The following is a 21,043-nucleotide window of genomic DNA, read 5'->3' on the forward strand; positions in this document are numbered from 1 at the left end:
TTAAAGGAGCTGTTAAAATTGAAATTCTCTTTAATCATGGCTACTTGTGGCAGACGTGATGATATTCTTGACTTACTAAAATCACTTGAAAAACAAACTTACCAAAACTTTGAACTCATCGTAGTAGATCAAAATGATACTCCAATCTCGGATCTCTTTGATGAATATAAAGAAAAATTTTCTATTAACTACATTTATACACCTATTAAAGGGTTATCTAGAGCTCGAAATACTGGATTAAAAGTAGCGGATGGCGATATCATCGCTTTTCCAGATGACGATTGTATTTATGAAACAAATGTTTTAGAAAGTATATTAGAAACTTTCAACTCTAATAACGATGTTCAGTTTATATCAACAAACACTACTAATGTTGAAGGAACTGGTTCTTTAATACTTGCACCTAATACAGACATTATTCTTAATAACAAATATGGATTTTTAGGTCCCTCTTTTACACTATTCTTTACAAAACAATTTGTACAAGATGTAGGTACATTCGACGAGGATTTAGGTGTTGGCTCTGGAACGATTTATGGAGCTGGTGAAGAAACCGACTTTGTTCTACGCGGTATGAAAAAAGACCACACTGGTTTATTTAGAAAAGATCTGTTCGTATACCATCCTGTAAAAGAAGAAGTTATAAATGAACAATCATTAAAACGTGCCATTTCTTATGCTGGCGGTTTTGGCAGAGTGATTCGCTTACATTATGGATTCCCTTATTTCTTACGTGCTGTTGCTGCTGCCACATTCCGTATGACACAAAATATTTCTAATGATAAACGTAAATTCCATGCAAATCGTTTACGCGGGATTATTCGTGGATATTTAAAATAAACTCATATGAAAAAGGTGTAACCATTTCTATGAAATGGTTACACCTTTTATTTCTTTTGCATAGATAAGATTGTTTCCTCTAATCCTTCGCGATAAGATGTTTTAGGTACTTTCCCAATGAGCATTTCATATTTTTCTCCACTTAATACAACCGGTTTTTCTGTCAAATAGAGCATTTCTACATATTCTTTCATCTGCTTATCAAATAAACCCATTAACTTTATTATTCCTCTTTTTACGGTCATAACTTGTTTTGTATATCCCGTCAATTCACGTATATATTGCATCATCTCTTCTCCGGTAATGACACCGCAACCTGGTATGTTCCACTGTTGTCCATAAGCCTCCTCACATAACGCTAATTCAACCATCGCTTTTGCACCATCTGGCGTAAAAATATACTCGCGTGCAATTCTCTTATCTCCAACAAAGCTAGACACTTTATTTGCAAGTACGCCATGTAAAGTATGATGAACAAGTGTGCTTTCCGCATTTGGACCGTAAAAATCAGGAAAATGAGCAATAAACATTTTGACGCTACTCTGCTTTGCCATCGCTTCAAGTTGTAATCGTATTTTCCCCTTCTTCGTATGAGGATTCTTTTCAGCATCTTCTTTAACCAGCCTTTGATTTTGCCTTCCATATGCATAAATATTATCAACGATCCCTAACTTACTATCACTCTCTTTTGCTACTTCCAATATGTTTCTTAATAGTTTATGTTGCTTCTTTTCCCAATCTGAATATGGGATATTTACAGCATGGAATATAACATCTACACCTTTCGCAGCATCTATTATATCCTCTTTTACAAATACATCTCCTGCTACTGTTTGTATATGTTCCTCTCCTTGAAATAAATTCTCCAACTTCTCCTTATTTCTTGCAAAGGCAACTACATCAATCCCTCTATTACATAACTCCTTTGTAATCGCATAACCCATTGCTCCTGATGCTCCCAGTACTAACGCTTTTCTCATCATAAGTTCCCCCTCCAATTAATTAACCACTGTTCAATTAATAACAAAAAGAAAATCACCTACATTAGAAGCGATTTTGAAATAAACTCTACATGCACTTGAGCAAGCCCCTTTAATTCTTCAAATGTTTGCCCACTTCCGCAATAATGTGCGACAAACCCATGTAATGATAAAAAGACAGACCATATCGTCATTGTATCTATTTTTTTATTACATAAAGAAAAAACAACCTTTGCAAATTTTTCATAACTAACATTTGGGCCGTCTGCCAAACATTCCTTTAACTCATCGTTTTTAATTAAAAACATCATTTCATAATGACTTTGATTTTTCAAACCAAACTCTATAAAACCAAATAAAACTGCTTTTAACTGCTCTTCTCGAGATAAGTTTCTTTTACTAATTTCATCTAACTTTTCATTTAACAATTGAAAGTCTTGTTCTACCATCGCATAAAAAAGTTCAGCTTTATTTTTAAAATGGTAATAAATTGAACCATGGCTATACCCTAGTTCCGTCGCAATTTTACGCATTGAAGTGTGCTGATATCCTTGTTGTACAAATAAATTTCTTGCTACGTTCATAATCATTTCTCTTGTTAACTCTTGTTTGACTGCTCTTCTTGGCGACATTTTTTATACCTCACGATTTAATTAACCACTGTTCAATTATATTATATATTTTTTCCAAAATAATGCAACTCCTTATTTGAAAAAATATACATTTTTGAAATGATAGCATTATATCGAAGAATTTAGTATCATGATTCAAGACACTATTTAGAATTGAACGGAGGACATTATGAGCTTATTAACTGTTGAAAAATTAGGCCATACATTTGGTGATCGTACATTATTTAAAGATGTATCCATGCGCTTACTCGCAGGAGAACACGTTGGATTAGTTGGAGCAAACGGTGTTGGTAAATCAACATTTATGAATATAATTACTGGTCAACTTATCCATGATGAAGGCCGAGTTGAATGGACACCTGGTACAAATTATGGTTACTTAGACCAACATACAATTTTAACACCTGGCCGCACAATTCGTGACATATTAGCAGATGCGTTTTTACCTTTATTTGAACAAGAAAAAGCTTTAAATGAAGTTACAGAAAAAATGGGAACTGCTACACCTGAAGAATTAGAAGAGCTTCTTGAGCAAATGGCAGAAATACAAGATGCTCTTGAAGCAGGGGGTTTCTATTTATTAGATATGAAAATTGAGGAAGCAGCGCGTGGTCTTGGAATTGACGCAATTGGTTTAGATCGTGATGTTGCCGCATTAAGTGGTGGGCAACGTACAAAAGTGTTACTTGCAAAATTACTACTTGAACAACCAGAAGTATTACTATTAGATGAACCTACCAACTATCTAGACGTTGAACATATTCATTGGTTAACAAATTATTTAAAAGAATATCCACATGCATTCCTATTAATTTCCCATGATACGGAATTTATGAATAAATGTGTCGATATTATTTTCCATCTAGAGTTTACAAAAATGACGCGTTATACAGCGACATATGAAAAATTCCTAGAACTTGCTGAAATTAATAAAAACCAACATATTAATGCTTACGAAAAACAAAAAGAATTTATTAAAAAACAAGAAGATTTTATTGCGAAAAATAAGGCTCGCTACTCAACGACAGGTCGTGCAAAGAGTCGTCAAAAACAACTCGATCGTATGGAACGTATTGATCGTCCTGAAACAGCAATTAAACCTGAATTCTCATTTAAAGAGAGTCGCGCAAGTAGCCGATTCGTCTTTGAAGGAGAAAATGTAGAGATTGGATATACACATCCGTTATTACCAAAATTAACGATGACAATCGAACGTGGTGAAAAAATTGCAATCGTTGGATGTAATGGGGTCGGTAAGTCAACACTATTAAAGACAATTTTAGGTAAGATCAAACCATTAAGCGGAAAAACAAGTCTTGGTGACTTCTTAAATCCATCATACTTCGAACAAGAAGTAAAAGCTGATAATATAACACCAATTGATGATGTTTGGAATACATTCCCTAGCATGGACCAACACCAAGTACGTGCAATGCTAGCAAAATGCGGTTTGAAAAATGAACATATTTCTCGTCCACTGAACCAATTAAGCGGTGGTGAACAAGCAAAGGTTCGTTTATGTAAGCTAATGGGAGAAGACAGCAACTGGTTACTATTTGACGAGCCGACGAACCACCTTGATGTTACAGCAAAAGAGGAACTAAAAAAGGCGATGAAAGCATATAAAGGAACAATTCTTCTTGTATGCCACGAACCCGATTTTTATGAAGATTGGATAACAAAAACTTGGGATGTAGAAAAATGGGCCCAAGAAAATTCTTAATCACCTGAAATCATCCCTTTACACCACCACTTAGTGTGTAAAGGGATTTTTCCTTGAAATAGCCATAAAATTCAATAAGGAGTTTTTAATTATAATGCAAAGTTCATTTTTTCTAAAACTCAATACATTTTTTGTGAAATCATTGTTAGTGCTATGTCTCATTATTTCTGGAGCTATTACATGGCACTCAGTATATGTAGTTAGAGAACAGGCCAACACTCGTTTACTTATTATAATCCCAAGTATTATTCTAATAGGGATTTTATTTTTACTAATTGGCTATATTTCCAATAAATATATGTCAAAATTAATGTTCGCCATTTCACTTATCATTTTAGCTTTCTCTATTCGATTAATCTGGATTCTTAATATCCAAACTCCTGTCGAATCAGATTTTGGTATGATGTACAATGGTGCTTTGCAAGCGACTAAAGGAGATTTTAGTTTTGCTCAAAGCATATATTATACTTCGTGGGTTTATCAACTTGGATTTACAATGTACGAAGCTTTTATTGTTAATTTATTTGGTGAAGGAACCTTCCTTCTAAAGCTCTTAAATGTATTCTATTGCACTGGAACAACATTTCTCGTTTATAAAATAACTTCTCACATATTTAATGAGTGGTCCGGACGCGTGGCTGGATTACTATATGCAGTATATATCCCAAGTATTGTGCTGAGCTCAGTCCTAACAAATCAACATCTTGCCACGTTCCTATTTTACCTTGGATTTTATTTATTAATTACAAAAGGATTAAGCCATAAATATATGTGGATTTTTATAGGAGTTTCACTTTCCTTAGGGGACATCATGCGTCCGCTTGGTGGTATAATCTTGATTGCAGTAACTATTTATGTCTTTTTACACGGTATGTTAGGGAAATCAAAGCAAGATATTTTCACTTCTATAAAAAAACTTTGTGGAATTTTCGTTGTATTTTACCTTGTTCATTACATTATAAGTTATTCGTTTATATCTGCGGGAATTACACAATATCCACTATCTAACCGTGATCCTCTCTGGAAGTTTACAGTAGGATTTAATCACGAAACAAAAGGTGGCTATTCTGCAGCAGATGCGGAATATATTATGTCCCTTGAGATTGGCGAAGAACGAAAAGCTGCTGAAAAGAAACTGATTCAAGAACGATTAGCTGATCCACAAAAGGTTTTATCGTTATTTGGTGATAAGTTCATACTCATGTGGGCAGAGTACGACTCCGCCCCAGTATGGAGTCTACTAACACTTGGGAACACAGATAATGATATGATTACTTTAAAAGACGACCTTACGAAATATGAAAAGTATATATATACTACATCTATGCTATTCAGTACATTAGCACTTCTTTATCTCATATTGACTAAGCAAAACAACACGCATTACACACTATTTTTATTATTAATAATTGGTTACGTAACTGTTCATTTCTTAATCGAATACCAAACAAGATATCGATACTTCATCATGCCTAGCTTTACAATCATTCAAAGCTATGGGCTATATTTATGCTATCGATTTATATCAAATAGAAAAACCTCAAAAGTATAAAATACAGTAAGGTTTTAATCATCAAAACAAATTAAAACCGAATAAAAAGGCATGAGCCCGGTACAATACCGAACTCATGCCTTTTCATTTATATCTATATTCTCTTTTTTATTGAAAGCATGATTTATACCAAAAGCAGCCAAGATTACCATTGATATTGTAGCTGAATAATGATATCTTGATGCCACTTCTACTAACAACTGTGCCATTGTTAGCCCTATTGCAAATAAGCAAATAATAAATAGAGAAGATTTATTTTTATTTTTTATAGCCACTAATACACCTAGTATTGAGGTAGCAATTAAGAAGTAATAAAACATATTCGATGCTACAGTGTATCGTACTATATTATCTAATACAGGCCCAGCATAGTCCACTGCTGAACTATCATCACCTAAAAACGAAAAGAATTTATCGGAGAATAGTTTCACAAAGTCGATATTACCACTTTGCACCCTTTCTTTTGCTTCTTCTAGCATTTTCTGTTGAGCATCATCAGCAGTCCATCCTGGTTTATCACTATAATAAAACAATAGTTCAGCATCTGGCTTATTCCATTTCCCCGAACTTTCCTCATTAAATCCTACATAAATATTATAACCCGGGGTTGATGCTATTTCTTCACCTAAACGTAATGTTATATACTGATTTATCGCCGAGGAAAAAATAAGGTATCCGACAACGATAACCCCTACATATGTTATCTTATTTAACCATATTTTTTTATTCCCAATTTGCTTTATATCTATAATAAAGAACCATATCACTAGAGCTATAATTGGAACTGCTGCAATTGGTCGTACCATATTCATAAATGCAAGTAACGCTGCTATTAAAATGGAATAAACAAGTAATCTTTTTATATTTATATTGGCGATTTTCTCATGAACGATTATCATAATCATCCAAATCAACAACAGTACTGTACAATAGAGCGGCTCTGACAATGCAAACATATTATACATGGTTTGCGAAGGTAACGCGATCCATAAAACACTTGCTGTTATTGCAGTTTTTACCCCACCAATTTTTCTAGATATAGCATATATTAATCCCATTGATATTGTAGTTAGGATAACATTCAAAATAGGTGGTATCATATAACTAGAGCCAAATATCTTCAAGAAAATACTTAAGACTGACGCATAACCAAAAATATGTGGAAATAATGCTATGTATCTCTTATTAATAACGAAGCTTTCACTTAATTCTTCTGCAGTATAATAAAACGTAGCATAATCAACTAACGGCTGAATTTGATAGCTGAGCACCCATGTTAATTTAACTGCTAAACAAACGATTACTAAAACGAAAAAGCATTTTTTTTCATTTAATTTTTCTAGATACAGCGAGCCTTTTCTAAGGATAAAACTTCCTACTATAGATAATAATAAAACACCCGTTAATAATATTACGTAATTATATTTTTGTGTATCTGAAAAATAATTAATAAATAATACCGAAGCAAAAAATCCGTATATGATATATACCGCTCGTGTAGAGAAAGTAGACATTCCTTTTAAAAATAAGTTCAATACAATTTACTCCTTTATACATTACTATAAGAATAGTGGTATCTCCTTTACAAAAACGTAATGAATATGTAGGGCCCTTCAGTTCCACCCAAAAACCTAAAATACCCATTTTTTTTTGCTCACACTATACCTCTTCTAATTGTCGATCCGTAAATCAATCATACCATATATATAACTAGACTTTACATATATCGCTCGTTCTTTTCATATTTTCCCTAATTAAAACAAATAACGTTTCAGCATAAAATATGTTATAATATGTATTTGTTATGTATGAATAATCTTTCTACATTTTCTATTTTATAAAAATGAGGATACTATGATGGAAAAACTCTTAAAGTTTGGTTTAGTAGGAATCTTTAATACACTCATTACAATTATTAGTTTTGGGATATTGGTAAAGCTCGGGATGAACTATCTTGTTGCGAATACCATTGCCTATTTAATTGGTGTTGCCAATAGCTATTATTGGAATAAAAATTGGGTGTTTAAACCTAATAATAAAAGCATGTCAATGTTCTTTAAGTTTCTAACTGTAAATTTAATTGTATTGGCTTTTAATACATTATGTTTGTTTATATTAGTAGATAAACTTACCTTTAATGCATTTATTGCACAAATCTTCGCAATTGGTGTTGGAATGGTTATAAATTTTATCCTTAATAAAATTTGGACATTCAACCAAACTGAACAGGCTACCAATTAAACTTAAGCAACTTATTAAAACTACGGAGGATACAACATGGAAAAATTAATTTCGGTTGTAGTTCCTATGTACTTCGAGGAAGAAGTAGCACAGGAATGTTATAATCGTTTAAAGTCCGTTATGCTTCAAAATAATATTAATTATGAATTTGTCTTTGTAAACGATGGCAGTACGGATCGTACAATGGACATTTTATCTGAGATTGCAGCAAATGATTACCGTACAAAAATTGTTAATTTTGCACGTAACTTCGGACATCAAGTAGCTGTTACAGCGGGTATTGCTGCTGCAAAAGGTGACGCTATTGTAATTATAGATGCAGATTTACAAGATCCACCAGAAGTTATTCCTGAGCTTATTGCCAAATGGGAAGAAGGATATGAAGTTGTTTATGCAAAACGTAAACAACGTAAAGGTGAAACTTGGTTTAAACTTTTAACTGCTAAATATTTCTATAAATTCTTAAACTATATGTCTGATATCGATATCCCAAAAGATACAGGTGATTTCCGAATCATCGATCGCAAAGTTGCTGATGTGTTCAATCAAATGACAGAACGAAATCGCTTTATTCGCGGTATGATGTCTTGGGTTGGCTTCCGCCAAACGTATGTTGAATATGAACGTGACGAGCGTTTTGCTGGCGAAACAAAATATCCATTAAAGAAAATGATTAAATTTGCATCAGACGGTATCATTGCCTTTTCGACAAAACCGTTACGAATTGTTATGTCTTTAGGCTTATTATCAGTTCTCATTTCTATAATTGTCTTGCTTTATACAATTACTGTGAAAATCATCGGCGATGGTACTCAAACAGGTTGGGCATCCATTATGGTTGCTATTACATTCTTTAGCGGTATTCAGTTACTTGGTCTTGGAATCGTCGGTCAGTATATTGCTCGTATTTATGACGAAAGTAAAAACCGTCCGATTTATATCGTGAAAGAAACGATCAATATTGAACAAGAAGAGGCTGCACAGAAAAAAGAAAAAGTGAATGCATAATAAAAAAGGTAACAATGAAAACTATCATTGTTACCTTTTTATATTGTAATACCCCATAAGTCTCAAACGGAACTCTTTTAAATTTGGGTATACATCTAAATTAGACAACATCCCTTGAATGACTGGGACCCTTGGATTTGGCAATCTCATTTCTGCCTCTAAAACATCTAGCGTAATAAGTAATTCATCATCTTCTAATTGATCAGCTAATGTACGCTTAAAAACAATTATTTCTTTTAAAAAATGCTCCTTAACTTGTTCTTTAATAAGCTCTGATTTACAAAGAAACTCTCCAAGTCTTTCTTCATGTAAAACAGGTTCTTCCGAAGATTCTATAAGTCCATCTACTAAATGATCCACCCTTTTTAAAATAAAAGCCGATACATAGGACAAATCAATTTCTGGCGCTTGTAAAATAATTAATTCTAAATATCCACGGCAGATCCCTTCTACCATAATTACTAAATCTAATAAATACGGCATAACCTTGTCACCATAAATAGACAACAAACTATTTCGATAAAATGCATGAGATTCCAATTTCATCCTCATCATAAATTCTTCTACTTCTTTATTAAATGGAATAGCATTTTCCCTCGCATGCATAATAATAAATTCCTTATGCTTTTGTATATCATTAAACTGACAGCACAATTGTTTTTCAAATTTTTCACGGGGAAATAGTGATTCTTTTTCAATATCCATCATTTTATTTTGAATCTTGTCATAATAATATCGAAGTGTTGCTAATAAAAGCTCATCTTTCGATTTAAAGTATAAATAAAAAGCTCCCTTAGATATACCACAAGCTGTCACAATTTCCTGCACTGATGTCGCATTTACACCCTTAGTCGCAAATAACTTCATAGCCATCTCTATAATTAAGCGCTCTTTTTCTTTCATATCTTCTCTCCTACGTTTAATCTCGCATCATATTATAAACTCGAATTTGATTTTATTATACCATCTCTTTTCATTGACTACTGACCAACCAGTCAGTTATATTATGTATTAGACTGACCAGTTGGTCAATACAATATAAAGGGAGCGCAAACATGAACAAAATCATCAATTTCTCATTAAAAAATAAGTTCGCAGTTTGGCTACTAACCATTATTGTTACCATTGCAGGGATATATTCTGGGCTTAATATGAAACTGGAAACAATTCCTGATATTACAACACCTGTTGTAACAGTAACTACGGTTTATCCTGGTGCTACACCAGAAGAAGTAGCTGACAAAGTTTCAAAACCGATGGAAGAGCAATTGCAAAATTTAAGCGGTGTAAACGTTGTTAGTTCATCATCTTTTCAAAACGCATCTTCTATTCAAGTAGAGTATGATTTTGATAAAAATATGGAAAAGGCCGAAACAGAAATTAAAGAAGCTCTCACGAATGTAAAACTTCCTGAAGGCGTAAAAGATCCGAAAGTTTCACGAGTAAACTTTAATGCTTTTCCTGTTATTTCGTTAAGTGTAGCAAGTAAAAATGAATCTTTAGCTACGTTAACAGAAAATGTAGAAAAAAATGTTGTTCCAGGATTAAAAGGACTTGATGGTGTTGCATCTGTTCAAATTTCAGGTCAACAAGTAGATGAAGTACAACTTGTTTTCAAGAAAGATAAGATGAAAGAATTAGGTTTAAGTGAAGATACTGTAAAAAATGTGATTAAAGGATCGGATGTATCTTTACCACTTGGCTTATATACATTTAAAGACACGGAAAAATCAGTTATTGTAGATGGAAATATTACAACAATTAAAGCATTAAAAGAGCTAAAAATCCCAGCTGTACCTTCAGCACCTAGCGCTCAAGGTAATCAAAATGCTGGAGCCGGTGCACAAACGCCGCAAATGAATCCAGCCGCTATGAATGGAATTCCAACAGTTACATTAGACGAAATTGCTGACATTAAAGAAGTTGGGAAAGCAGAATCTATTTCTCGAACGAATGGAAAAGAAGCCATTGGAATTCAAATTGTGAAGGCTGCTGATGCAAATACGGTTGATGTTGTAAATGCTGTGAAAGATAAAGTAAAAGACCTTGAGAAAAAATATAAAGACTTAGAAATCATCTCAACCTTCGACCAAGGTGCACCGATTGAGAAATCAGTTGAAACAATGCTTAGCAAAGCAATTTTCGGGGCTATCTTTGCGATTGTTATTATAATGTTGTTCCTACGAAATATCCGAACAACATTAATCTCTGTCGTTTCTATACCACTTTCTTTATTAATTGCTGTTTTAGTTATAAAGCAAATGGATATTACGCTTAACATTATGACGCTTGGAGCAATGACAGTCGCTATCGGACGCGTTGTCGATGACTCAATTGTTGTTATTGAAAATATTTATCGACGAATGTCGTTATCAGAAGAGAAACTACGCGGAAAAGATTTAATTCGTGAAGCTACGAAGGAAATGTTTGTCCCAATTATGTCTTCTACTATTGTAACCATTGCTGTATTCTTACCTCTTGGACTTGTAAAAGGTATGATTGGTGAAATGTTCTTACCATTCGCCTTAACTATCGTCTTCGCTTTATTAGCATCGTTACTAGTAGCAGTTACAATCGTACCAATGCTAGCTCATTCTTTATTTAAAAAAGAGAGCATGAGAGAAAAAGAAGTACATCATGAAGAGAAACCAAGTAAATTAGCAAACGGTTATAAACGCATACTTGCATGGGCTTTAAATCATAAAATCATTACATCAAGTATCGCTGTCCTTCTATTAGTTGGTAGTCTCGCACTTGTGCCGATTATCGGTGTAAGCTTCTTACCTTCTGAAGAAGAAAAAATGATTATTACAACATACAATCCAGAGCCAGGTCAAACATTAGAAGACGTTGAAAAAATTGCAACGAAAGCTGAGAAGCACTTCCAAAATAATAAAGACGTCAAAACAATTCAATTCTCATTAGGTGGCGAAAACCCAATGAGTCCTGGTCAATCAAATCAAGCAATGTTCTTCGTTCAATATGATAACGATACGAAAAACTTTGAAAAAGAAAAAGAACAAGTCGTGAAAGATTTACAAAAGATGTCTGGAAAAGGCGAATGGAAAAACCAAGATTTCGGAGCAAGTGGCGGTAGTAATGAAATTAAACTATACGTTTACGGAGATAGCTCGGAAGACATTAAGCCTGTCGTAAAAGATCTTCAAAATATCATGAAGAAAAACAAAGATTTAAAAGACATAGACTCTAGTATTGCAAAAACATATGCAGAGTACACTTTAGTAGCAGATCAAGAAAAGCTAAGTAAAATGGGTCTAACGGCCGCTCAAATTGGAATGGGCCTTTCTAATCAACATGATCGCCCTGTTTTAACAACAATTAAAAAAGACGGTAAAGATGTAAATGTATATGTAGAAGCTGAAAAACAAAATTATGATACAATCGATGATTTAACAAATCGAAAAATTACAACACCACTTGGCAATGAAATTGCTGTTAAAGATGTGATGACTGTAAAAGAAGGTGAAACTTCTAACACAGTAAAACATCGTGATGGTCGCGTTTATGCAGAAGTTAGTGCGAAATTAACATCGGATGACGTTTCAAAAGCATCTGCTGCAGTTCAAAAAGAAGTAGATAAAATGGATCTTCCTTCTGGTGTAGACGTTTCTATGGGAGGCGTTACAAAGGATATTCAAGAATCATTCAAACAACTTGGCTTAGCGATGTTAGCTGCGATTGCCATTGTATACTTCGTTCTTGTCGTTACATTTGGTGGTGCCCTTGCACCATTTGCGATCTTATTCTCGCTACCATTCACAATCATTGGTGCACTCGTTGCCTTACTAATCTCTGGTGAAACGTTAAGTGTATCTGCAATGATTGGTGCGCTTATGTTAATTGGTATCGTTGTAACAAACGCAATCGTGCTTATTGACCGTGTTATTCATAAAGAAAATGAAGGTTTATCCACACGTGAAGCATTACTAGAAGCTGGTGCTACACGCCTTCGTCCAATTTTAATGACTGCAATTGCAACAATCGGGGCTCTTATCCCGCTTGCATTAGGATTCGAAGGCAGCGGCTTAATTTCTAAAGGACTTGGTGTAACAGTAATTGGTGGATTAACAAGTTCAACGTTATTAACACTTCTTATCGTTCCAATCGTTTATGAAGTATTAAGCAAGTTTAAAAAGAAAAAAGTAAAATAATAAAAAAATAACCTCGCAATTAGCGAGGTTATTTTTTATCTCCAAACAAGATTAGGCAATCCCCATATCCTTCTTTCTCTAACTCCCGTTTTGGGATAAATCGAAGAGCTGCTGAATTTATACAATAACGAAGGCCATTTGGTCCTGGGCCGTCTGGAAATACATGCCCAAGATGTGAATCTCCTTCCTTACTTCTCACTTCCGTGCGCGTCATATTATGACTAACATCCATTTTTTCTTTCACACTAGCTGACATCACCGGTTTCGTAAAGCTCGGCCAGCCACATCCACTATCAAATTTATCTATAGAAGTAAACAATGGCTCGCCTGAAACGATATCTACATAAAGACCTTCTTCTTGATGGTTCCAATACTCATTTCGAAATGGTGGTTCTGTACCGTTTTCCTGTGTTACATAAAACTGCATCTCATTGAGTTTTTCTTTTAAATGAGCATTATCCTTTGGCCAATGTTGCTTAATAAAAGCATCTCGTCCCGATCCTTTACGATATAACTCATAGCGGAATGTATTTTTCTTATGATATCCTTGATGATATTCTTCAGCTGGATAAAATGTAGCAGCTGGCAATATTTTTGTCGCAATTGGCTTTGAAAAGCGCTCACTCTTCGCAAGTTCTTCTTTTGAAGCCTCTGCCTTTTTCTGTTGTTCTTCATTATGATAAAAAATCACTGTTTCATAAGACTGTCCACGGTCATGGAATTGTCCGCCGACGTCAGTTGGATCAATTTGTCTCCAATATATTTGAAGCAACTCTTCATACGGCATTTTATTTGCATCAAATGTAATTTGTACCGCTTCATAATGTCCCGTCGTTTCTGAACAAACTTCTTTATAGGTTGGATCTTCTTTATGACCACCTGTATAGCCAGAAACAACCTTTATAATACCTTCCATCTCTTCAAATGGCGAAACCATACACCAGAAGCACCCGCCAGCAAATGTAGCCAATTCTATCTTTTCATTTACAGCCATTATTTCACCCCTATTCTATATTCTTCTTACAGTATGGCATAAGAAACATAATGTTATAAAAGAAAAAGCATCGAATATCGATGCTTTTTCTTTACTTCACTCTATTTTTTTCAATATCCCTCTCCATTTCATCACTCGTTACATCTAAAACATCTAATAAGAAAATGAAGATCGGAATACCGATAATAAGTCCCCACACACCTAAAAAGTGCTCTGAGAATATTAATACCATAAACGTATAGAAAATCGGTAAATTTGTTTTTTGGGACATAAACTTCGGATTCAATACGTAACTTTCAAGTGCATGAATAACTGTTACGATAATTAAAATATAAACAACGTACATAATACCGCCGATATTGTAAGCAATCATACAAAGCGGGAATAACGAAATAATAACCCCAGCTACTGGAATTAAACCAAGTAAGAAGATCATTAACGCTAAACCTAATAATTGTGGAAATCCTAATATCCATAATGCAATAACAGATAAAACACAGTTAACAACCGCAATTAAAAATTGTGCTTCAATTACTTTTCCAAATGAACGTGCAAATTTCTTTCCGAAGTACTCAATTTCATGATAGAAAATTGCAAGCCTGCTTTCTTTAAACTTTGCAGTAAAAGCAACGATACGGGCCTTTTCCAACAAGAAAAATAAACTTAAAATTAAAGAAAGTAAAACTTGAAGACCGAACTTCCCAACATTCGTAATAGATTTATACAAAATGTCTACGCCTTGTCCTACATATTTCGAAAGTTCCATATGATTGACAGCATTAACCGCATACTTAATCAATTCACTATCCGGTGGATTTCTTAAAAATACGTTAAATTGATAAATCAATTGTGAAATTTGTATCGTTAATACTGGTAAATATTTAAATAGTGTAATAGCAATTCCACCAATTAACATTACGTATAGAAATGCTATAATGAGTTTTCGATTAATGGGCATAAAATTATCTAATTTGCGAGAAATAAACTTTTGGAATCGATCCATTAAATACGTAAGAATAAACGTAATTAATATTAAATTCAACATACTTTGCAACCCATATAACACGAGAGCAAGTATTACTAATACGAGTAACCTCTGAAATCCTTTGCTTTGAAACAGGTTTTTTATTTGCATAATCGACGAGTACTCTCTCCTGTCCTATAAAGTAAAACGTTAATAAGTAGATTTCTCTCTATTTTCTACCTATAATTTATTCATTCATATGAAGATGAGCTATCATATAATTCCTAAAACCATACAGTAGCTTACTTCTTATTTTACAATACAATGACCTAATTCAAAACGTATTCTACACAGTATTAATGAAGATTTAAGGAAACTTGCATTTTGCTAACAATAGGTCTTACCACTACTGTAACATAAAAAGCAAGCCATCAGTAGGAATGTGTCCTACAAATAGCTTGCTTTTCTCATTTTTTAAGTAAGTTTTACTATCCAATGAATGGCATGAACATCGGTATGACGACAACTGTTACAACCCCAACTACTGTTACAGCAATACTTGCCATAGCTGCCTCTACTTCACCCATTTCAATTCCTACCGCAACACCTAATGCATGACCTGCTGTTCCAAGTGCTAGACCTTTCGCAATTGGATGTTTCACTCTAAATGTTTTTAAAAATAATGCTCCTAATGCGTATACGATAACTGCGTTAAAAATAACTGCAAACGATGTTATGGCTGGAATACCACCAATACTTTCAGAGATTGGTAATGCAATTGCTGTTGTTGCTGCCTGTGGTAACATTGAATTCATTACTGCTGTATCTAAACCAATTGCCTTTGCTACAATGAATACGACAATTACTGAACAAATAGATCCAACCACGATAGCCGATAAAATTTGCCACCAATATTTTTTTAACTTATCAACTTGTTTATATAATGGAATGGCAAATGCGATTGTTGCTGGCTCTAAGAAGAAACTAATCATTTTTCCGCCAGTATTATATTCTTCAAAAGTAAAATTACCTACCTTTAGAAAGACAATCCCTAATACCATTGCCACGAATAACGGTGTAAATAAGAAGAATCCTTTTGAGTGCTTAAATAATAATGTGCCGATTCCGTATGCGATTAATGAAACGACGATTCCGAAATATGGAGTCATTGTACTTGCCATGTTCATTACCCCCTAACAATATATACTAAAATGGTTACGCAACTTTTCCGTGCTTGCGTCCTTTATTGACTACTTTCAATTCTTTTGTATCTTTTGTTTCTTTGTCATCTTTTCCTAAAATAAATTGTGCAAATAACCCTGTTACAGCGAGTAAAATAATTGTTGCGACAACAATTACAGTTAGTATTTGTACAAAATATTGTCCCATTACACCAAGAGAATTAATAACTGAAATACCTGATGGGACGAAAAGGAATCCGATAATACCTGTTAAAGCTGTTCCGAGTGATTCAACCTGCTCTAATTTAATAACTTTTAAGCATAATAGACTAAATAAAATGACTAACCCGATTACCGATGAAGGCATCGGAATTGGTAAATGTGTTGCAATAATATTAGAAATTAACATAATAGCTGAGAATATGAATGCTTGTGATAAAAAACTATATACTTTTTTCGTACTCATTTTGGCCACCTCTTTCGATTTGGTACCTTTATTGTATAAGATGTACACGTTTTGGTAAGCGTTTACAAAACAGAGCGTCACATATACAGAATCAGTTACAAAAATAAGAGGATGAAATACAAAAGCTGCTTCTTAAATACGAAGCAGCTTTTTAAGTTCTTTTGCATATGTACGGCTAACAGGTACTTTTGATCCTTCTTTCATAATTAAATTATAAGTAGAATTGAACCACGGCTGCACTTCTGTAATATGATTAATATTTGCAATAAAACTACGATGAACACGCATAAAACTTGTTTGTGGTAACTTCTTTTCCAAAATTACAAGTGTATCGTGTGTTACATATGTTTCCCTCATTGTTTTTACTGTTACTTTCCCATCTACGAGTCCTACATATATAATATCTTCAATATTTACAAGTACGATTGATTCCTCAATTGGCAATGCTAATTTATGCATCTCTGCTGTTACATCTGTCCCCTTTATTTCTTGCTTCGTTTCTATTTTCGCTTGTTTTTGCTTTTTATATTTCTTCAATGTCTGTACAATGCGTTCTTCATCGAATGGTTTTAAAATATAATCTAACGCATCTACTTCAAATGCTTGTAATGCGTATTGATCATAGGCCGTTGCAAATACAATCGCAGGAGGATTTTTCATCTTTTTTAATATATTTGCGATTTCAAATCCATTATCATCGGATAATTGAATATCCAGAAATACAATATCTGGTTTATGGTTCATTAGTTCCTCTAATGCGTCTTCCACACAATCAGCCTCACCAATTATCTCAACTTCTTTCGTTCTTTCTAATAAATATTTTAGCTCATCACGTGCTAACATCTCATCATCAACTACTAATACTTTTAACAACCCGTTCTTCCTCCCCTACTTTTTTTGGAATTATAAAGGTAACCTCCGTCCCCTTATTTAATTCACTTTCAATATGAAGCATCGTGTCTTTCCCAAATAAACCGACTAGACGTTCATTAATATTATATAAAGCTGTTCCAGTCCCTTTCTTTGATGAAACTACCATTTTCCCTAATTGTTCTAAACGTTCTATCTCAATTCCCTGCCCATTATCCCTCACTTCAAAGTGAACCATACCTTCTCTTTCAAACACATGCACTTCTACTTCGCATACTGGTTGTTTCTTTGGAAAAGCGTGCCGCAATGCATTTTCAACCAATAATTGAAGAACAAATGGTGGTACTAGAGTTGTCTTTAGCTCTTCCTCAATATACAGCTTTACTCCATACTTATTTGGGAACCTTGCTTGTTCTAGTGATAAGTATGCCTGTACATGGTTTAATTCTTGTTCTAGTGGAATCAATAACTGACGTGCCCCTTGCAAATTACAGCGGAAATACACACTAAGCTGTAATAATAACTTCCTTGCTTTTTCTACATCGGTTCGGCATAAAGCTGATACTGTATTAATCGCATTAAATAAAAAGTGCGGGTTAATTTGTGCTTGTAATGCTTTTATCTCCGCATCTTGCAATAATTTGCTTTGCAATTCAGCTTCACCTAATTCAAGTTGTGTAGAGAATATTTTTGCCAACCCTTCTGCTAATTCCTCTTCCACACGACTTAATTGGTTAGGATTTTTGAAATACAGTTTTAATGTCCCTATCGTATTTCCATGTGAAGTGAGTGGAATAACGATCGCCGCTTGCAAGGGACAACCTTCATGTTGACAATTAATAACCTCACGTGATTTTGCTTTCATTATTTTCCCTGTGTTTAACACTTCTTTCGATAAACCAGTTATTAAACTATGTGAAGGAATATGGTGATCTGATGCTAATCCAACATGAGCTAATATTTTCTCTGTATCTGTTAAGGATACCGCATCTGTTCCTGTAAAGCGGTGAATAATTTGTGCCACATGCTTACACGATTCTTCTGTTAAGCCTTGGCGAAAATACGGTAACGTTTTATCAGCAATACGTAATACCTTATGGGTCTGAAGTGCCTTTGCGTTCTCTTCCTGACGCAAAATAGCTTGTATCATAGAAAGTAAAATAAAACTTCCAAAACTATTTACAAGGATCATTGGTATCGCAATTGTTTTCACAATACTAATTCCATCCTCTACAATTAATAGGATCATAATCATTTCTAAAGAAACGATAACAACACTTAAAATTGCTGAAAACTTAGGTGTAATTGTACGGTTATATTTTTTGAAAAGGTATCCGATATACCCTGTTATAATCCCTGCTAAAATAGAAGAAATTGCACAACTTAGCGCTGTCGTACCACCGAGCATATAACGATGAATACCAGCGATAACTCCTACCCCAACTCCTACGATTGGTCCACCAAGTAAACCACTAATACCCACACCCATAATACGTGTATTCGCAATGGTACTTGATGAAGAAACACCTTGTAGCCAATTTTCATTCATAATCGTATTTCCTGCTATTTCAATACCGGTGTAATTGCTTACAATTGTAAACACAGAAAAAATACAAATAAGCTTAAGCTTATCTACATATCCGTCCTGCCTATGGAGAAGGCGCCTAAACGTTTTAATATGAGAGAGTAAAAATCCTAAAATAACGATAAGTCCGACGCGTTCAATCATCATGAGTACTAAATTTAACATCTTTGATTCATTCCTTTTTATTTAGTTAGTTTTATTATGGGAAAATAACGAAGTAGGCGTCAAGAAGAATGAAATGTTTTTTGAAATATTTTAAACATGGAAATCTCCTCTTTATTTGACAATGTAATAGAAGAGTGCTAAAAATAAAGTAATATCATACAGTCCTTTAACCCAACCCCGTGAGGTTGAGAAGGAAGTCGGAATACTATATACGTATGTTCTTTTTTAGAGATACGTATGCTTTTTGGGCCTTCTCATCATATCAGGTGAGAAGGCCTTTTGTTATTCTTCCATAGCGACTGTAGAAGAAAATAAGGAGGAATAATAATGAACATCACCACTGATGTACAAACAACAGAGGAGACGAAAGAGAAAAGATATAAAACACTGTTTGGTTCTGCACTAGGATACGCCGCAGAAGGTTTAGATATGCTGCTCTTATCTTTCGTACTCGTCTATATTTTAAAAGAGTTTCATTTAAGCCCTGTTGAAGGTGGGAACTTAACATTAGCTACGACAATTGGTATGCTAATTGGTTCTTATTTATTTGGGTTTATCGCTGATTTATTTGGTCGTATCCGTACAATGGCTTTCACCATCTTACTATTTTCACTAGCAACAGCACTCATTTATTTCGCAACAGATTACTGGCAATTATTAATTCTTCGCTTTTTAGTTGGAATGGGAGTTGGTGGTGAATTCGGAATTGGAATGGCCATCGTAACTGAAACATGGTCAAAAGAAATGCGTGCTAAGGCAACATCGGTCGTTGCACTTGGATGGCAATTTGGTGTTTTAGTAGCTTCACTTCTTCCAGCATTTATTGTCCCGCATTTTGGATGGAGAGCTGTTTTCTTATTCGGACTAATTCCAGCTTTACTAGCTGTTTATGTACGTAAAAGTTTAAGTGAACCGAAAATATGGGAGCAAAAACAACGCTACAAAAAGGAATTGTTACAAAAAGAAGCTGATGGTATTTTAACAACTACTGAAGCAGAACATCTAAAACAAATAAAAAAATTCCCACTTAAAAAGTTATTTGCAAATAAAAAAGTAACAATAACAACAATTGGTCTTATTATTATGTCGTTTATCCAGAACTTCGGATATTATGGGATTTTCACATGGATGCCAACTATTTTAGCAAATAAATATAACTATACATTAGCAAAGGCGAGCGGTTGGATGTTCATCTCTACGATTGGCATGCTCATTGGAATTGCAACCTTTGGTATTCTGGCTGATAAAATTGGTCGTCGTAAAACTTTTGCAATCTATTATATCGGTGGTACTATATACTGTCTTATTTACTTCTTCCTATTCACAGATTCAACATTATTATTATGGGGAAGTGCATTGCTCGGATTCTTTGCAAATGGAATGATGGGCGGATTCGGAGCCATTTTAGCTGAAAACTATCCCGCCGAAGCTCGCTCTACAGCGGAAAACTTTATTTTCGGTACAGGACGTGGTTTAGCTGGATTTGGCCCTGTTATTATCGGTTTACTCGCTACAGGCGGAAATTTACTTGGAGCATTATCCTTAATTTTCATCATCTATCCAATCGGATTAATTACAATGTTATTATGTGTGCCAGAAACAAAGGGAAAAGTATTAGACTAAACGAAAAAGAGGAAGCATCTCATTTAAAATGCTTCCTCTTTTCAGTG

General features: G+C 34.1%; 17 protein-coding genes. 7 read left to right on the forward strand and 10 right to left on the reverse strand.

Going from position 1 to position 21,043, the window contains the following annotated elements:
• The first annotated feature begins 18 nt into the window (after window positions 1-18).
• On the forward strand, window positions 19-840 hold the full coding sequence (locus BTOYO_RS13200; RefSeq protein WP_000672689.1) for a glycosyltransferase family 2 protein: 822 nt from the start codon (window positions 19-21) through the stop codon (window positions 838-840).
• 47 nt (window positions 841-887) lie between these two features.
• On the opposite strand, the gene BTOYO_RS13205 is transcribed toward BTOYO_RS13200, so the two are convergent.
• Window positions 888-1,823, reverse strand: coding sequence for an SDR family NAD(P)-dependent oxidoreductase (locus tag BTOYO_RS13205; RefSeq protein WP_002046064.1), 936 nt, complete (start codon window positions 1,821-1,823; stop codon window positions 888-890).
• 56 nt (window positions 1,824-1,879) lie between these two features.
• Complete coding sequence (locus BTOYO_RS13210) at window positions 1,880-2,452, reverse strand: TetR/AcrR family transcriptional regulator (protein ID WP_000075002.1); 573 nt, start codon at window positions 2,450-2,452, stop codon at window positions 1,880-1,882.
• A gap of 169 nt (window positions 2,453-2,621) precedes the next feature.
• Between BTOYO_RS13210 and BTOYO_RS13215 the strand changes: the two genes are divergently transcribed.
• Together BTOYO_RS13215 and BTOYO_RS13220 are read left to right on the forward strand one after the other, a co-directional pair.
• Window positions 2,622-4,175 (forward strand): ABC-F family ATP-binding cassette domain-containing protein, encoded by a 1,554-nt coding sequence (locus BTOYO_RS13215; RefSeq protein ID WP_000055386.1) that lies wholly within the window; start codon window positions 2,622-2,624, stop codon window positions 4,173-4,175.
• Window positions 4,176-4,269: 94 nt separating this feature from the next.
• Window positions 4,270-5,727, forward strand: a complete 1,458-nt coding sequence (locus BTOYO_RS13220; RefSeq protein WP_001191900.1) for a glycosyltransferase family 39 protein — start codon at window positions 4,270-4,272, stop codon at window positions 5,725-5,727.
• A gap of 74 nt (window positions 5,728-5,801) precedes the next feature.
• On the opposite strand, the gene BTOYO_RS13225 is transcribed toward BTOYO_RS13220, so the two are convergent.
• The gene (locus tag BTOYO_RS13225) at window positions 5,802-7,262 is read right to left on the reverse strand and encodes a glycosyltransferase family 39 protein (protein ID WP_001048187.1); all 1,461 of its coding nucleotides are present in this window, start codon (window positions 7,260-7,262) and stop codon (window positions 5,802-5,804) included.
• 322 nt (window positions 7,263-7,584) lie between these two features.
• Here BTOYO_RS13225 and BTOYO_RS13230 point away from each other — a divergent pair, with 322 nt between their 5' ends.
• Together BTOYO_RS13230 and BTOYO_RS13235 are read left to right on the forward strand one after the other, a co-directional pair.
• The gene (locus BTOYO_RS13230; protein ID WP_002092954.1) at window positions 7,585-7,968 is read left to right on the forward strand and encodes a GtrA family protein; all 384 of its coding nucleotides are present in this window, start codon (window positions 7,585-7,587) and stop codon (window positions 7,966-7,968) included.
• Between the two features lie 36 nt (window positions 7,969-8,004).
• Complete coding sequence (locus BTOYO_RS13235) at window positions 8,005-8,976, forward strand: glycosyltransferase family 2 protein (protein WP_000413116.1); 972 nt, start codon at window positions 8,005-8,007, stop codon at window positions 8,974-8,976.
• 30 nt (window positions 8,977-9,006) lie between these two features.
• Here BTOYO_RS13235 and BTOYO_RS13240 read toward each other — a convergent pair whose 3' ends face one another.
• A complete protein-coding gene (locus BTOYO_RS13240) occupies window positions 9,007-9,879 on the reverse strand; it encodes a TetR/AcrR family transcriptional regulator (protein ID WP_000659602.1) in 873 nt (290 codons plus the stop codon).
• A 152-nt stretch (window positions 9,880-10,031) separates the two neighbouring features.
• Here BTOYO_RS13240 and BTOYO_RS13245 point away from each other — a divergent pair, with 152 nt between their 5' ends.
• Window positions 10,032-13,148 (forward strand): efflux RND transporter permease subunit, encoded by a 3,117-nt coding sequence (locus tag BTOYO_RS13245; RefSeq protein WP_001033538.1) that lies wholly within the window; start codon window positions 10,032-10,034, stop codon window positions 13,146-13,148.
• A gap of 28 nt (window positions 13,149-13,176) precedes the next feature.
• Here the strand turns inward: BTOYO_RS13245 and msrB are convergent, their stop codons facing one another.
• The 6 genes from msrB to lytS form a co-directional block, all read right to left on the reverse strand.
• Window positions 13,177-14,142, reverse strand: a complete 966-nt coding sequence (gene msrB, locus BTOYO_RS13250; RefSeq protein ID WP_000290143.1) for a peptide-methionine (R)-S-oxide reductase MsrB — start codon at window positions 14,140-14,142, stop codon at window positions 13,177-13,179.
• Window positions 14,143-14,233: 91 nt separating this feature from the next.
• Entirely contained in the window at window positions 14,234-15,277 is a 1,044-nt protein-coding gene (locus tag BTOYO_RS13255) for an AI-2E family transporter (RefSeq protein WP_001166022.1), read from the reverse strand.
• Between the two features lie 317 nt (window positions 15,278-15,594).
• Window positions 15,595-16,287, reverse strand: coding sequence for an antiholin-like protein LrgB (gene lrgB / locus BTOYO_RS13260; RefSeq protein ID WP_000168869.1), 693 nt, complete (start codon window positions 16,285-16,287; stop codon window positions 15,595-15,597).
• 34 nt (window positions 16,288-16,321) lie between these two features.
• The gene (gene lrgA, locus BTOYO_RS13265) at window positions 16,322-16,753 is read right to left on the reverse strand and encodes an antiholin-like murein hydrolase modulator LrgA (RefSeq protein WP_000104898.1); all 432 of its coding nucleotides are present in this window, start codon (window positions 16,751-16,753) and stop codon (window positions 16,322-16,324) included.
• 132 nt (window positions 16,754-16,885) lie between these two features.
• Window positions 16,886-17,626, reverse strand: a complete 741-nt coding sequence (locus BTOYO_RS13270) for a LytR/AlgR family response regulator transcription factor (RefSeq protein WP_000921837.1) — start codon at window positions 17,624-17,626, stop codon at window positions 16,886-16,888.
• On the reverse strand, window positions 17,604-19,373 hold the full coding sequence (gene lytS / locus BTOYO_RS13275) for a two-component system sensor histidine kinase LytS (RefSeq protein ID WP_000933605.1): 1,770 nt from the start codon (window positions 19,371-19,373) through the stop codon (window positions 17,604-17,606). Before lytS ends, BTOYO_RS13270 begins: the two co-directional genes overlap by 23 nt.
• A 327-nt stretch (window positions 19,374-19,700) precedes the next feature.
• Here lytS and BTOYO_RS13280 point away from each other — a divergent pair, with 327 nt between their 5' ends.
• Window positions 19,701-20,996 (forward strand): MFS transporter, encoded by a 1,296-nt coding sequence (locus BTOYO_RS13280; RefSeq protein ID WP_001028013.1) that lies wholly within the window; start codon window positions 19,701-19,703, stop codon window positions 20,994-20,996.
• The last annotated feature ends 47 nt before the right edge of the window (window positions 20,997-21,043 follow it).

The sequence above is a fragment of the Bacillus toyonensis BCT-7112 genome (genome assembly GCF_000496285.1).
Lineage (GTDB): Bacteria > Bacillota > Bacilli > Bacillales > Bacillaceae_G > Bacillus_A > Bacillus_A toyonensis.

Coding starts and splice junctions, on each gene's coding strand:
- BTOYO_RS13205 (WP_002046064.1), bottom strand. CDS start 1,823: ATGATGAGAAAAGCGTTAGTACTGGGAGCATCAGGAGCAATGGGTTAT.
- BTOYO_RS13210 (WP_000075002.1), bottom strand. CDS start 2,452: ATGTCGCCAAGAAGAGCAGTCAAACAAGAGTTAACAAGAGAAATGATT.
- BTOYO_RS13215 (WP_000055386.1), top strand. CDS start 2,622: ATGAGCTTATTAACTGTTGAAAAATTAGGCCATACATTTGGTGATCGT.
- BTOYO_RS13220 (WP_001191900.1), top strand. CDS start 4,270: ATGCAAAGTTCATTTTTTCTAAAACTCAATACATTTTTTGTGAAATCA.
- BTOYO_RS13230 (WP_002092954.1), top strand. CDS start 7,585: ATGGAAAAACTCTTAAAGTTTGGTTTAGTAGGAATCTTTAATACACTC.
- BTOYO_RS13235 (WP_000413116.1), top strand. CDS start 8,005: ATGGAAAAATTAATTTCGGTTGTAGTTCCTATGTACTTCGAGGAAGAA.
- BTOYO_RS13240 (WP_000659602.1), bottom strand. CDS start 9,879: ATGAAAGAAAAAGAGCGCTTAATTATAGAGATGGCTATGAAGTTATTT.
- BTOYO_RS13245 (WP_001033538.1), top strand. CDS start 10,032: ATGAACAAAATCATCAATTTCTCATTAAAAAATAAGTTCGCAGTTTGG.
- msrB (WP_000290143.1), bottom strand. CDS start 14,142: ATGGCTGTAAATGAAAAGATAGAATTGGCTACATTTGCTGGCGGGTGC.
- BTOYO_RS13255 (WP_001166022.1), bottom strand. CDS start 15,277: ATGCAAATAAAAAACCTGTTTCAAAGCAAAGGATTTCAGAGGTTACTC.
- lrgB (WP_000168869.1), bottom strand. CDS start 16,287: ATGGCAAGTACAATGACTCCATATTTCGGAATCGTCGTTTCATTAATC.
- lrgA (WP_000104898.1), bottom strand. CDS start 16,753: ATGAGTACGAAAAAAGTATATAGTTTTTTATCACAAGCATTCATATTC.
- lytS (WP_000933605.1), bottom strand. CDS start 19,373: ATGTTAAATTTAGTACTCATGATGATTGAACGCGTCGGACTTATCGTT.
- BTOYO_RS13280 (WP_001028013.1), top strand. CDS start 19,701: ATGAACATCACCACTGATGTACAAACAACAGAGGAGACGAAAGAGAAA.